The following is a 14,489-nucleotide window of genomic DNA, read 5'->3' on the forward strand; positions in this document are numbered from 1 at the left end:
TTATAGATTCGCAGCTGCTCGCTTGCGTCTGGCGGAGGCGATTGTTTTCGGAAACAGCTGTTTAATGGAAAGCTCCTCTTGCCAAGCTTCCTCTATTAGCTGCATGAGCTTCTCGCTAGCCGCTCCTATAGGGGCGTCTCTCTTGCGAAGCAGGCCGACTATAGGGGTAATTCCTAAATCGGCCAATTGCCGTACGACGGTTCCCGCTATGGGCGGCGTAATGGAAGCAATTGATGCAATCGCAATGCCCAGCTTGGCCTGCACATAATAAGGATGGGCGCGGGCATTGCTGACTTCTATTTTGTTATAGTTATGATCGATATGATTCACAATTATCTGTTCAATTTGAACGCGTACGGGGCAAACAGGCGGCGTGAAAATGAGGTTTTCCCCAGCTAGCTGCTTTAATGTAATGTAGCGATTGGCGGCAAGCGGATGGCTATCATATAACAATAAACCCATAGGCTCTGAAAAAAGCGGCTTGAACTCCATGTCGATAGACAGCTCGGGCGTAGGGCATACGGCAAAATCGAGCTGCTCCGCTGCGAGCAGCTCATGCAGCTGCTTGCTGTCGCCTACCCGAACCTGCAGCTTTACTTGCGGAAATTGCTCTGTAAATTCAGCTAGCAAGGCAGGCAGCCTGCGGGATGCGGTCGGCTCTCCTACGCCAATGCGTACGATGCCTGCATCGCCTTGCTCCAGCACGGTCATGGTATGGGCCAAATCCTCATACTCCTTCAGCAGCAAGTCCGCTCGCGCATAAAAAACCTTTCCTGCTTCCGTAAGCTTTAGTTTCTTGCCCCGCTCAAGCAGCTTCGTTCCAAGATCGGCCTCCAGCTTCTGAATATGCAAGGTAATAGCCGGCTGCGAATATTGCAGCGCTTCGGCTGCCTGCTGAAAGCTTCCAAGCTTGACGATAGTCTGGAAGGTCTTAATCATGCGAATATCCATCGTTATCACCTCTTTTTTTGTTCAATGGCTTCCATGCTTACATTTATGGACAATATTGTATCATAGATAATACAAACTAATCCAATAGGGAAAATTAATTTTAAGTCGCGGTTAATTTGATAACGAGGAAAAAAAAAGAACGAGGCTGCTTCCAGGGGATTCAATAATCCCTGAAAGTAGCCTCGTTCTTTTAATATTGTCTTCTATAGACTGCTTGACGGAAAAGGAGGGCAAAGCGGAGGGTCAGAGGGATTCTGGAGAAACGATAGTGGTCGCTTTTAAAGCCTGATTCCTACCGCAACCATCTATCAAATAAAAGGAATCAGGCTTTAATGGCGATCGGAAGAACCCTCTGACCCGCAGCGGTCTCTCTCCCTTGAAGTCAAGCTCTAAGCCATATTAAGAGCTTCTATTAGTGCTTTGCAAGCCGAGCGATTCATGGCCGAAGTAAGCGCCTTTCTCCAGCTCATCCACAAATTGCTTCAGCCAGTCGTAGTATTGTTCGGCATGACGCAGCTTATGCAAATCCTTTAATCCGTGCTCCCGTTCTTCGTCGGATGTTCCGGCGTCGAGAATCATCTCGGATAGCGGGGGAATTACATCCACTATCGCTCCCTGCATCACATCGATCTCCCGTCGAAGCTTCGATACGAAAAAAGCTTGAAACGCTTTGAAAAAGTCCGTTTCGGCGGCGTAAAGCTCCTTGCGTTCCTGCTTTTCGTTCAGCTTGACGACCATCTTTGAATTCATCAGCGCGCGAACCGCATAGCTCATATTGCTCTTGCTCATATTCATGCTCGTTTGCATTTCTTCAAGTGTCATCGGTCGATCTTCAAAATACATGATGCCGTAAAGCTGCCCAAATGAATAGTTGGCCCCGTACAAATCCATCGTCTTCGCAATGGCGTCAATCACCTTATGCCGCAGCTCGTCTCCGATCGTCTCCGGCTCTTTCATTTTTCCCGAATTCTCTTTCTTCACGTTATAGCCTCCGTACTGTACCATATCGAAAATTTACATAAAATCCACTTAATTTTGATCTGCCGTTAACCATCCGAAAATGATGCGAACGTACAATAACTATTGAACAGAGAGAAGGAATGACACTATTTTTAATCATTATAGCAAATATTCAAAGAATATTGAACATTAGAATATGGCTATTTGAAGCTCTTTTTAAACGGGGAGGAACAATGAAACGATCCGCTATTGTCCAAGATTTTAAAGCGCTGCTCTTCACACTGCCTGCAATGATTCCATTATCGGTATTCTGGTTTGCGCCGCTCGCCTACGTCATCTACCTCAGCTTTATGGAGTGGGATTTTATGAATCCCGTCAAAGTGTTCGTAGGCTTCGACAACTACCGAAACTTGTTCGAAAATCCGGCCTTTTACGACTCGCTGCGGGTTTCCATCTTGTTCTGTCTGGGCAGCGTGCTGCCGGTCGTCATTGTAGGGCTGGCGCTCGCCATGCTGTTGAGCAGTAAATTCAGGGGAGGAGCCCTCTACCGGACTTTAATGTTCTCGCCTTGGGTTACGCCGACTGTTGCCGTCTCTATCGTCTGGTCTTGGATTTACAATCCGGACGTTGGCTTGGCCAACAACCTGCTTCGTTTATTCGGCATAGACGGCATCCGCTGGTTGGAGGACCCGAACTGGGCGTTGATCGGCGTGCTGCTTGTTACCGTGTGGAAGTCGGCCGGCTGGTGCATGATCTTCTATCTGGTTGCGATCAAGAACGTTCCGCCGGAGTTGCTGGAAGCCGCCGAGCTGGACGGAGCGAACAGCTGGCGCAAATTTAAAAATGTGACGCTGCCGCTTATTTCACCGACGACTTTCTTCCTCGTCGTTGTGCAAACGATACAGGCTCTTCAGGCTTATGACCAAATTAACGTGCTGACGCAAGGCGGTCCGGCCGGTTCAACGCGAACGCTGCTCTATCTTTACTATCAATCGGCATTTGACTCCTTCCAGATAGGGGAAGCCTCTTCCGTTGCCATTACGCTCATTATCGGATGCGTCCTGCTATCGCTGCTCTCGTTTATCGTCGGACGCCGCAATGTGCATTACAACTAAGGACTATAGGAGTACAGGGGGAGAGTCTTCATGCAAGGTTTAATAGGGGTTCGGACAGCGGTCCGCCATGTGCTGCTGGCAGCTGCGGCACTCATCATCGCCTTCCCGTTTTATTGGATGGTGACGAACGCTTTGAAAACGAACGATGAAATTTGGCAGTTTCCGCCTACGCTATGGCCGCATGCGCCGATTTGGAGCAATTTCGCGGATGCCTGGCACGCTGCCCCGTTTGCCCGTTATATCGGCAATAGCATTTTTGTCGCCAGTGTCATTGTTATTTTGCAGGTCATCAATTCCGGGATGATGGCTTACGCTCTGTCCCATATGAAATTTCGCTTGAAAGGTGTCTTCACTGCCCTTGTGCTCGTTGGCTACATGGTTCCGGCAACGGCCGTCTATTTGCCGGGCTATATCATCCTTGGCAAGCTCCATTTGCTCAATACGTATGGCGGTCTCATTTTATCCAACTGCGTAAGCGTGTTTTCGATTTTTTTAATCAGGCAAGCCTTTTTGCAAGTGTCCCATGACATGGTAGAGGCCGGCATGATTGACGGTGCGTCGCATATGCGCATTTTATGGACCATTCTCATTCCGTTGACGCGTTCGTCTTTTGCCGTGCTGGCTCTTATCACTTTTATCGATCAGTACAACAACTATTTCTGGCCGATGCTCATCACGAAGGATCCAAGCATGCAGCTCATTTCGGCCGGACTTCGCAGCTTTTTCGTGGAAGGGGGTGCTTACGGATTAAAATGGCCTTTAATTATGGCAGCCAGCGCCTTTACGGTTGCGCCGCTGCTTGCACTGTTCCTGCTTACTCAAAAAACCATTATCAGCAGTGTCAATCTTACGGCAGGCGCAACTAAAGGGTAACGCTTTACGATGAATAATCGATAAATGGAGGGTACAAAAAATGTTGAACTGGAAAAGAACGTTGACAGGGCTTGGCGTAGTATCGATGGTGTTCGTTGCCGCTTGCGGATCGACGACAGGAACGACGGGAACGAACGGCGGTACGAATAACGGCCAAAAGCCGGCAAATAGCGAAGCGACAGAGAAGCCTGCAGCTTCCGAGCCGGTTGCGATTGAGTTTTGGTACGGCCTGGGCGGCAAGCTGGGCGAGAATATGCAAACCATCATTAACAACTTTAACGCCTCGCAGAGCGAAGTGATCGTAAAACCGGTCGTACAAGCCGATTACTCCGAGACGGAAAAGAAACTGCAAGCAGCGATCGCAGGCGGCAATGTGCCGGCAGCTGTTCTTTCCTCAAATGTGGATTGGGCGCGGAAAGGCTATTACGCATCGCTTGACGATTTGATCGCCGGACAAGCTGATTTCAACGCGGCCGATGTCATTCCTACTTTTCTGGAGCAAGGCAAGGTAGACGGCAAGCAATACTTCCTGCCGATGTATGGAACGACGCAGGTTATGTACTATAGAAAGGATGCGCTTGAGAAAATCAATGTGAAGCCCGAGGATCTGACGACTTGGGAAGCGCTGGCAGACGCCGCAAGCAAGATGGCAGTAAAAAATGGAAACCAAACCTCGTTCTACGGCTGGGAACCGATGTGGGGCATGGAGAACATGATGGACGCTGTATTCGGCAAAGGCGGAACCGTGCTCAGCGAAGACGGCAAGACGGTAACGATCGACTCGCCGGAGTGGGTCGAAACGTGGGAGCTGTTCCGCAAATGGATTCATGAAGATAAAACGATGCGCATTCATTCCGGCGGTCAAGGCTGGGAGTATTGGTACAAGACGATCGATGACGTGATGAAAGGCCAAGCTGCAGGTTACACAGGCTCCAGCGGCGACCAAGGCGATTTGGACTTCAGCATTTTGGGCGCGATGGAGCAGCCGGGCTGGGAAGGCAAAGGTCCAGGCAAACCGGTCGCACAAGCGATTATGGCGGGCATCCCGGCGGGAGCAAGCCCTGAGCAGCAGCAGGCGGCGTTAAAATGGTTCACCTATTTCATGAATTCGGAAAATACGGCTTTCTGGTCGATGAACACGGGGTATATCGCCGTTCGCCAATCGGCGCAGGACGATCCGAAATTCGCGGAATTCACGAAGGAAAATCCGCAAAGCTTGGTGCCTCTGAAGCAAGCAGCGCATGCATCGAAGCCATTCCAGGATCCGACGGGCGGCAAAATCAACGACGCGCTTAAGGTTGCGGCCGACAAAGTGCAAATCAGCAACGTTTCGGCGGCCGATGCGCTTAAGGAAGCGAAGGAAAAAGCACAGCGAGAATTAGACAAATTGAAGTAAGCAGGAGGGTTTGCGAATGGCTGAATTGACGATAGCGGGTGCAAGCTGTCGGATCGAAGGCATTTTATTCGATAAGGACGGTACGCTGATGGATTTTATCCATACGTGGGGACATTGGGGCGATTGTTTGCTCGCCCGGTTTTCCGGCCTGTTGGAGGAGAGGGGGCTGTCGCCTTTACCCATGAAAGATTCATTGCTAGGGACGATTGGCGCTGAACATGGCGAGATTATCGATTATGACCGGAACGGGCCGCTTGCGATGGGAACGATTGAGGAGCAGATTGCCATTCTAACCTGGCAGGGCTATCAGGCTGGACTGTCCTGGGCCGAGGCGAAGGAAATGGTATATGCAAGCAAAAGCTATGCGGACCGTTCGTTGAACGAAGCTCGGCAAGCGCGCTTGCTGCCCGATTTGGTTCCGTTTCTGAAGAAATGTCGCACTAACGGGCTGAAGCTGGCGGTCGTGACTGCCGACGATACGGAGCCGGCGATTCGCCACTTAGAATGGCTTGGCATCCGTGATTATTTCTCGGCTTGCGTCGGCAACGATGTTGTCGGACGTGGCAAGCCCTTCCCGGATATGGCCGAGCTTGCCTGCCGCGAGCTCGGGCTATCCTGCTCACAGGTAGCGGTTATCGGCGATACGAACGGAGATATGCGAATGGCGAAAGCAGCTGGCGCCGCTGCAGCAATCGGAATTACAGCTTGCGATGCCATATCCGCGCGGGAACTGCTGCCCGCTGCCGATTGGACGATTACCTCTTACCGGGAGCTGGCGATTCGAGGCGAGGCGGGATGAAGGAAGGAGGAGGCATCGGCTGGCTGTTTCTAAGCATGGCCATTCTGCTGGAGCTGCTGGGTACGATGTCGATGAAATGGTCGGAAAGCTTCACCCGGCTGCTTCCATCTATACTGATGTTCATCTTTTACGGCGCGAGCTTTACCTCGCTTAATTACACGCTCGGCTATATGAACGTCAGCACCGTTTATGCCATATGGTCAGGGGTCGGAATTGTACTCATTTCGCTGGCGGGTTACTTTATTTTTCAGGAAAAGCTGTCGATCGTCTCGGTCTGCTGGATCGCCGTCATCGTTATTGGCGTAATCGGGCTCAATATGAGTAGTAAGGGACATTAACAAGAGGCAGGCAAGAGGAGGCTGTTAACCGATGGGACGTTCGTTTGATATCAGTCAGGAGGAGCGGCCGCTGCTCTCCTTCCAGGTCATAACCGATACGCATATTACCGCTGATCCGGCGCATACGCATAACGTTAATTTTGCCAGAGCGCTTGAGGATATTCATCTTCATGCGCTGGACAGCGTCGGCATTATGCATGCGGGAGACGTGACCGATCACGGTTTCCCAGAGGAATATGAGGAGCTGCGCCGGCTGCTGCGGGAGCGCGGAAGCTCAGCGGCAGATATTCATTTTACGATAGGCAATCATGACGTAGGCTTGGGAGAATGGCGCAGCCGGATTTCCCGCTTTAACGAGGCGACCTGCACGTCAGGCTCCTATCACGACCATTGGATTGAAGGCTATCATTTTATTTTTCTCGGTACGGAGCAGGGAATGGAGCGGTTTTGCACGCTTTCGGAGGAGCAGCTCGCCTGGCTCGATGAGAAGCTCGGCGAGGATGCTTCCCCGGTTCGCCCCGTCTTTATCTTCCTGCATCAGCCGCTAAAGGATACGGTGGCCGGATCGTTCGAGGAGCAGCAATGGTTTGGCGTGACGGAGGACGAGGAGCTGAAGGCGGTGCTGAACCGCCATCCGCAGGCGATGCTGTTCACCGGACATACGCATTGGGAGCTGGGAGCCGGCCATACGGCGCATAATTTGGAGCCGGGACGTCCGGCGATGTTTAATTCGGCCTCGGTTGCCTACTTGTGGACAGATGAGGACGAGCATAAGGATGGCAGTCAGGGCTACTATGTCGAAGTCTACTCGGATCGGGTGCTTGTCAGAGGGCGTGATTTCGAGCGCGGCGCCTGGATCGAGGCGGCCCAATTCGAGGTAAAGCTTTCAGTTTAGCGGCAGGCAGTAATAACACTTTTATGAAGAAGTATGACAGAACGCTGTCATACTTCTTTTTTTTAGTAAGCCCAGCATGGGCGTCATCTTTAAGGTGACAGTTCCGAACGGAGGCTGGCGAGCACCTACCGCAGCCAAGGGAAGGATGCAGCCGCGAGACCGGGGCCAAAAAATTGAACATCAAACAGACAAAAGACTAAATTGTGACAGCTGCATCGAAATGTTACAATAATGAGCGCAAAATGGCCTGCGTTTTGGGCGATCATTACAATAAGCAGTGACACCTTAAGTGGGAAGTGGCATAACGCATGTATAAATGGCTATTCGTAAATAGAAGCATTCGAACAAAGATCGTTTGGAGCAGCGTCGTCATCTCGCTTATTCCGATGCTGTTGCTGTCCTTTTTGTTTTACCGCAGCAGCAATCTGTCGTTGGAGAAGGCGATGGTTCGCAGCGCGGATCAGAACGCGGCCTATCTTTCCGACGATCTGGATGTCTATTTTCGCAACTTCACTTCTTCCGCTCTTCAGGTCTATGGCTTTAGCCGGATTACGAACATGATGACGCATGGCGTGGACTATAACGACGCGGATATTATCAACCTCCGGGAGTCGCTGGCGAGCTATTACCTGCTTGTTGTCAATAAAAACACGGACATTATCAAGATCATGATCTATGGTCAAAACAATGAGCTGCAGGATACATGGTCAAGAGCGTCTAGCTACGATACGATTCGGCTGGGCCCGGGCACTCCTCACTTTAAGGAGATGCTTGATTTGCCGTTTCAGCACACCTTGATGTACACCTACCGCGAGCCGTCGCTGAATCAAGACTTATTTGTTTACTCCATTACGATCTACGACCCGTTTTACCGGAAAAAATTCGGTACCATGGTATTTTTCGTGCAGCATAAAGAGCTGGCCAAAAAAATCGAATCGTTGAACCGGCCTCCGAACGTCATCTCGCTGCAAAACGCATTCGGAGAGACTTTTTATAGAACCAATGAGAATTATCCCGATGAAGTACAGCCGTATACAAGGCCTGATGAGCCTCCTGTCGAACGGACGAGAGAATTGTATTTTTCGAAAAGCAAAAATCTGCTTATCAATCAATCCAAGCTGGATCACGCCAACATTGGCCTTACCGTTCTATATCCCGCAACCGAGCTTGCCCAAAACCGGAAAAACACGATGATCATCATTGTCGGCGCGGTCGCCTCCGTTATGGTTATCGTTGCCGTATGCTCCATGCTGGTGCAGCAATCGATTACGAAGCCGATACAGCTGCTGGGTAAAGCGATGAAGTCAGTGCGTGCGGGCGACTTCCATGTAACCTTGGAGCCAAGGCGCTATCGCGATGATTTGTCGGAGCTGATGCGCAACTTCAACTTCATGACCGATAAAATTCGGGAGCTGATCGAGATGGAGTATCAGATGCAGCTCCGCAACAAAGAAGCGCAAATTTTAACGCTGCAGATGCAAATCAATCCTCACTTTCTATATAATACGCTCCAGACGATTGGGGGCAAGGCGGTGCTCATCGGTGAATATGATATTCACGAAATGTGCCGGGCGCTGGCCGATATGTTCCGCTACAGCTTTTACGAGGGCAATATGGAATCGACAATCACTTACGAACTGGCCCATGTGAATAACTATTTGTACATTCAGCAGCTTCGGTTTGAGGAATCGATCTCGACTGAATTTGAAATCGATTCCGATCTGATGGACGTCTCCATCATTCGCTTCGTCATGCAGCCGATTATCGAGAATGTGGTCGTGCATGTACTAGGTCAGCATAGTGAAGGCCAGCTTCGGATACGGATTGCCGCGTTCCGCCATGATGAATCGGTGGTCATTGAGCTGCGGGACAACGGTCCTGGCATCGAGCCGGAAAAGCTGTCTGCTCTGCAGCGCAACTTGGAGAAGCGTTCCCTTGAAGTGCTCACGGGCGTCTCCATTGGTCTGAAAAACGTACATGAGCGCATTCGGCTCGTCTATGGCGAACCGTACGGGCTGGAGCTGGACAGCGAATTAGGGAAAGGTACGACGATTCGAATTCGAATTCCCTATAAGAAACGGGGGATGGATGATGTATAAAATTATGGTGGTCGACGATGAGGCGCTGAGCCGTAAAACGATCGTCAAAATGATAGAGGAGCTTGGTCTTCAGACGGAAATCATCGCAGAGGCGAAGCATGGGGAAGAGGCGCTGCAGCTCATTTCGTTCAATAAGCCGCATATCGTCATTACGGATATGAACATGCCCGTGATGAACGGACAACAGTTTCTCGAGACGCTGTATCGCCAATTCAGCGAGATTAGAGTCATCGTCATCAGCGGCTATTCGCAATTCGAATATTTGAAGGCGGCCTTGACTTTCCAGGCTTGTGAGTATGTGCTGAAGCCGGTTGCTGTTGCAGAGCTGCACGGAGCGCTCATCAAGGCTATTGAAGCGGTGAGTGAATATTCCAGCAGGCAGCAGGAGCTGAAGTCCTCCCGGGAGATGATGAAGCTGCGGCGCCAAGACTTTCTTCAGCATGTAGCCAATAAGCGGATTACGAATAAATTCGATATTCAGTCGCAAGCGGAGGAGCTTGGACTTGCGCCGGCGCTGTCGGCAGGCGGCTATCTTGTAGCGGTTTGTGTGATTCGCCAGTTCAAGGAAATATCGCGAATCAAATTTCACGGCAATGCGGATTTGTTTATGTTTTGTCTGGAAAATATTATGTATGAACTGCTGTTGCAGGAAGAGAGCGCATGGACCTACAAATCGGACGATCGGTTTCGCCTATGCCTCATATTGCCGGTCTCTTCGTTTCATAAACGGCGTACAGAAGAAATGCTGACAGCTTTTCATAAAGCTGTCCACCAGACGTTAGGCGGAGACTTAGCTGTCGGTATCAGTCCCGAGTTTAGCGGACTGGACAAGCTGCCGGAAGCCTATGGCGCAGCGATTGGCGCATTTGAACAGAACCCGTTCGCCGGCAGCGGCTCGACCGTCTGTCACGCGGCAGCCGGCGAACGGTCAGAGGAGCTGGAGCTGCTCGCCTCCTTCGATCTAAAGCGGCTGGGACAGGCATTCGGCTCAGGCAATGCGAAGGACATGCGGGGCATTATGAGTGATTTTGTACGGAAGCTTGGGCAGCATGCCGAAGCGACGATTCGCGATGTTCACCGGGAGCTGTTCAAGATCCGGCAAGCTGCTGCTTCCGAAATGAACGGCATCGCTGCGGCGGAGCCTGCTTTATTCGATTCGCAAGCCGTCGAGGCGGTGCTGAGTCCGCTGGAGCTCCGATCCTATCTCGATAAGCTGGCCTCGGCGGCGGAGGACTACGGCAAAAATCGCGACATGCCCGCATCCGTTCAGATTGTCCGGCAAATCGCGCAATATATGGACGAGCAATACTTCGAGGATATTGGATTAATCGATATGGCGACGCGCCATTACATGGACCCGGCCTATTTGAGCAAGCTGTTCAAGGCGGTAACCGATGAGAATTTTATCGAATATTTGACGCGCAAGCGGATGGAGAAAGCTTGCGAGCTGCTATGTTCGCACGAGAGGAAAGTGAATGAAATCGCGGAGCTGGTAGGGTACGAGAATCAGCGATATTTCAGTCAGGTGTTCAAGAAATTTACCGGCCGTACGCCCTCGGAATATCGGGAGGCATTTGGCCAGCTGTAGCCGTGATTCTCAAAAAACGGACCAAACCTAAAAACAGTGCTTGATTGAAAAGTTGAGTAAAGCGAAGGGGCAGAGGGATTCTGGAGAAACGATAGTGGTCGCTTTTAAAGCCAGATTCCTACCGCAACCCTCTATCAAATAAGGGAATCAGGCTTTAATGGCGATCGGAAGAACCCTCTGACCCGCAGCGCTTCCTCTAACTTAAAGTTAATTCCCGGTTTGAGCCAAAAAAATAAACATGAACGGCACAATAAATTGGATTACGGTTCCTCCTTGTGAGTTAGTAAGCTTGGTGCAGGGCAAGCAAGTTCCCGTATAAATCGAGGAGGGGTTACAGAATGAAGAAAGCAATAAATGTAATCATTGTATCGGCGCTCCTGACGCTGCTCTTGGCTGCATGCGGCTCCGCGAACGAAAAGCCGGAAAGCACCGCCCCAGCTAGCGGCGAGAGCCAAGAGGGAAAGCCGGTCACCATTTCCTTCATGCATTTCAAAAGTGATTTCACGGATGGAGTAGCGAAAATCGTTGAGCAGTTCGAAAATGAAAATCCGTTGATCAAAGTCAATGTACAGCCGGTCAAATATGATGACTACTATACGCTGCTGAAAACGAAGCTGGCGAGCGGCGACATCGTAGACGTCTTTACATTGAATGCAGGAGCGAATACGAAGCTGTTCTCCGACGGCGGCTACCTGGAGGATTTGACAGGCAAGCCATTTCTAGCCGACTTCGAAGAAGCTGTACTGAAGTCGCAGTCGACAGACGGTAAAAACTACGTGATGCCGATTAACGCCAATCCGATTGCGGTCTTTTACAATAAACAAATTTTTGCAGATCTCGGCCTTGAAATTCCTCGGACATACGATGCGCTAATCGCAGCGGCCAAAAAGATCAAGGAAGCGGGCAAAACGCCATTTGCCTTGGGCTGGAAAGATCCATGGACAATGAGCATGTGGGTGACCCGCGATATGCCAAGCAACTCCGCGCTCGTGAACAACCAGCCGGATTTCTTCGAGAAGCTGGAGACGGGCTCCGTTAAATTTGCCGATAACCCTGCGACAAGAACAATGATCGAGCATGCCCAGCAGTTGTTCGAATTGGGCAACAAGGATCAACTCGGCGTGGATTACAACGGTGCGGTCGATCTGTTCGCCAAAGGCGACGTTGGCATGATGTACATGGGAACTTGGCCGTTAGTCGATATTCAGAAGAAAAATCCTGATCTCTACAATAATATGGGCTACTTCCCTTACCCGTTCAGCAACGATGAGAGCTTGAACAAGCTGGAGTTCAATCCGGACGCTTCTATCGCGATTAACACGAAATCTCCGAATAAAGAAGCAGCGGAGAAGTTCCTCACGTTTCTGGCGAGCAAGGAAGGCGGAGATTTGTGGGTTCAAAATCTCAATTCCCTCAGCTATGTAAAAGGAACCGATACGAACATTGCGCCGGCCGTTAACGAACTGAAGCCTTATTTCGACAACGGGGAGCTGTACGATTCCCAGCTCTACCTGGCTAAGACAACGATTGACTGGGGCACGCCGTTTGTCCAATCGCTGCAAAAGCTGTTTTTCAAAAAATCGACCGTGGACCAAGTCATTCAAGAGATGGACGACTGGATAGCGAAAAACCACAACTAACGCTTTTTCATCAGCATAGACGAATGGCACGGGGAACCTTTCACCTGTGCCATTCCTCTTCAGAAAGGAAAATTCCATGACCAACGCGAAGCGAATTCTCCGTGGAGAGGCCTGGTACCTCTTCTTCCTGCTGCCCGCTGTCTGTCTGTTCATACTGGCGGTTGTCGTACCTTTAACGATGGGAGCGCGCTATTCCTTTTCCAGCTGGGACGGCGTATCCAGTACAATAGCTTACAATGGTTGGGACAATTACGTGAAAGCTTTCCACGACAAAGATTTGTGGAGAGCGTTATGGAACACGTTTAAATACGCTATCATTCTAACGATTCTGATTAATGTATTATCCTTGTTCCTTGCTTTGCTGCTTGATTCCTATCTCAAATTCAGAAACGTATTCCGCACGGTCTTTTTCCTGCCAAGCGTCATCTCCATCGTCTTGTCGGGTTTTGTATGGAATTATAACTATAGTCAAGGCTTTCCGAAGCTGCTCGCTTATTTCGGCTTAGATATGACCAGTCCGCTGGGCAATCCCGAATATGCGATGCTTGGCCTAATTATTGTCGCTCTGTGGCAAGGCATCGGCTCGCCGATGATTATTTATATTGCGGGCTTGCAGGGCATTCCGGGCGAATTGCTGGAGAGCGCCAAGATGGACGGAGCGACGACATGGGAGGTTTTCCGCCGCATTACGTTCCCGCTGCTTGCGCCTTCGTTAACGATCAACTTGCTGCTCGTCATGACAGGCGCGCTTAAAGTGTTCGATCTGGTCTACGTAACGACGAAAGGCGGACCGGGTTTCGCGACAGAGGTCATGTCCACCTATATTTACCGCACATCATTCGATAACTTCAAAGCGGGGTACGGCATGACGCTGTCGATGATATTCTTCCTCGTACTTGTAATCGTCACTGTCGCGCAAGTCGGAATTTTCAGAAGACGGGAAGTGGACTTGTAATGAAAATAACCAAAGCTTTGGTTTTTGCCTTAGTTGCGCTGCTCGCTGTCTTGTTCATCTTCCCGCTGTATGTTGCCGTACTAATGGCGTTCAAATCGGCCAAGCAAACTTTTGATTCCTTTTACGCATTGCCTTCAAGCCTGGATTTCACAAATTTTGTTCAAGCGTGGAACACCTCGGAATATCCGAAAGCGATTTTTAACAGTCTTATTATCACTGTAATTTCGGTGGCGCTCATTATTATCGCGTCTGCATTGGCCGGTTACTCCATTGCCAGACGGAACAAGCCGTTCTACAACTTCGTTTTTCTGTTGTTTCTATCGGGGATGATGGTTCCTTTTCAGGTGACGATGCTCCCGCTCTACAAACTTGGCAAATCGCTGCAGCTCGTCGACAGCTATTGGGGAATTGCACTGATCTACGGCGGCTTTGGCGTTCAGATGGGCGTCTTGTTCTTCTCCGGTTTCGTGCGCGGCATTTCAAGGGAAATCGAGGAGGCAGCCCGGATTGACGGCTGTTCGACGCCGGGCATCTTCTTCCGGATCATCCTGCCGCTGCTCAAGCCCGTTACCGCGACTGTCGTCGTACTGAACGTGCTGTACATTTGGAATGACTTTCTACTGCCGCTATTATATTTGCAAGGAAAGGCTTTCCGGACGATTCCGCTGCAGCAATACTTTTTCTTCGGCCAATACAGCAGCGATTTGAATCTGGCATTCGCATATGCCGTAATGGGCATGGTGCCGATCGTTGCCTTCTTCCTGTTCATGCAGCGGTTTATCGTCAAAGGAATTGCGGCAGGGGCGATCAAGGGCTGACAAATCCGAATATAGTCCATGATAATCCGAATTCAGTCAATTGTCTCCGTGGCCGTTTCGGG

13 protein-coding genes are annotated in these 14,489 nt (G+C 50.5%); 11 read left to right on the forward strand and 2 right to left on the reverse strand.

Features of this window, described 5'->3' with window-relative positions:
- Both ACFVTB_RS11775 and ACFVTB_RS11780 read right to left on the reverse strand, forming a co-directional pair.
- On the reverse strand, window positions 1-951 hold the full coding sequence (locus ACFVTB_RS11775) for a LysR family transcriptional regulator (protein ID WP_387748697.1): 951 nt from the start codon (window positions 949-951) through the stop codon (window positions 1-3).
- 399 nt (window positions 952-1,350) lie between these two features.
- Complete coding sequence (locus tag ACFVTB_RS11780) at window positions 1,351-1,908, reverse strand: GbsR/MarR family transcriptional regulator (RefSeq protein WP_387749369.1); 558 nt, start codon at window positions 1,906-1,908, stop codon at window positions 1,351-1,353.
- 236 nt (window positions 1,909-2,144) lie between these two features.
- Here ACFVTB_RS11780 and ACFVTB_RS11785 point away from each other — a divergent pair, with 236 nt between their 5' ends.
- The 11 genes from ACFVTB_RS11785 to ACFVTB_RS11835 all read left to right on the forward strand — a co-directional run bounded on the left by ACFVTB_RS11785 (window position 2,145) and on the right by ACFVTB_RS11835 (window position 14,427).
- Entirely contained in the window at window positions 2,145-3,026 is an 882-nt protein-coding gene (locus tag ACFVTB_RS11785) for a carbohydrate ABC transporter permease (RefSeq protein ID WP_387748699.1), read from the forward strand.
- 30 nt (window positions 3,027-3,056) lie between these two features.
- Complete coding sequence (locus ACFVTB_RS11790) at window positions 3,057-3,899, forward strand: carbohydrate ABC transporter permease (RefSeq protein ID WP_387748701.1); 843 nt, start codon at window positions 3,057-3,059, stop codon at window positions 3,897-3,899.
- A gap of 40 nt (window positions 3,900-3,939) precedes the next feature.
- On the forward strand, window positions 3,940-5,295 hold the full coding sequence (locus ACFVTB_RS11795; RefSeq protein WP_387748703.1) for an ABC transporter substrate-binding protein: 1,356 nt from the start codon (window positions 3,940-3,942) through the stop codon (window positions 5,293-5,295).
- Between the two features lie 16 nt (window positions 5,296-5,311).
- A complete protein-coding gene (locus tag ACFVTB_RS11800) occupies window positions 5,312-6,094 on the forward strand; it encodes an HAD family hydrolase (protein ID WP_387748705.1) in 783 nt (260 codons plus the stop codon).
- On the forward strand, window positions 6,091-6,432 hold the full coding sequence (locus ACFVTB_RS11805) for a DMT family transporter (protein ID WP_387748707.1): 342 nt from the start codon (window positions 6,091-6,093) through the stop codon (window positions 6,430-6,432). The genes ACFVTB_RS11800 and ACFVTB_RS11805 overlap by 4 nt, the downstream gene beginning before the upstream one ends.
- A 31-nt stretch (window positions 6,433-6,463) precedes the next feature.
- Window positions 6,464-7,327 carry a metallophosphoesterase family protein gene (locus tag ACFVTB_RS11810; protein WP_387748709.1) on the forward strand — a complete coding sequence of 288 codons (864 nt, stop codon included), beginning with the start codon at window positions 6,464-6,466 and terminating at the stop codon, window positions 7,325-7,327.
- Window positions 7,328-7,635: 308 nt separating this feature from the next.
- Window positions 7,636-9,426 carry a sensor histidine kinase gene (locus tag ACFVTB_RS11815; RefSeq protein ID WP_387748711.1) on the forward strand — a complete coding sequence of 597 codons (1,791 nt, stop codon included), beginning with the start codon at window positions 7,636-7,638 and terminating at the stop codon, window positions 9,424-9,426.
- Complete coding sequence (locus ACFVTB_RS11820; RefSeq protein WP_387748713.1) at window positions 9,416-11,014, forward strand: response regulator; 1,599 nt, start codon at window positions 9,416-9,418, stop codon at window positions 11,012-11,014. The genes ACFVTB_RS11815 and ACFVTB_RS11820 overlap by 11 nt, the downstream gene beginning before the upstream one ends.
- Window positions 11,015-11,352: 338 nt before the next feature.
- Complete coding sequence (locus tag ACFVTB_RS11825) at window positions 11,353-12,654, forward strand: ABC transporter substrate-binding protein (protein ID WP_387748715.1); 1,302 nt, start codon at window positions 11,353-11,355, stop codon at window positions 12,652-12,654.
- Window positions 12,655-12,730: 76 nt separating this feature from the next.
- A complete protein-coding gene (locus tag ACFVTB_RS11830) occupies window positions 12,731-13,609 on the forward strand; it encodes a carbohydrate ABC transporter permease (protein WP_387748717.1) in 879 nt (292 codons plus the stop codon).
- A complete protein-coding gene (locus ACFVTB_RS11835; protein WP_387748719.1) occupies window positions 13,609-14,427 on the forward strand; it encodes a carbohydrate ABC transporter permease in 819 nt (272 codons plus the stop codon). Before ACFVTB_RS11830 ends, ACFVTB_RS11835 begins: the two co-directional genes overlap by 1 nt.
- The last annotated feature ends 62 nt before the right edge of the window (window positions 14,428-14,489 follow it).

This window comes from Paenibacillus sp. NPDC058071 (genome assembly GCF_042885235.1).
Classification (GTDB): Bacteria; Bacillota; Bacilli; order Paenibacillales; family Paenibacillaceae; genus Pristimantibacillus.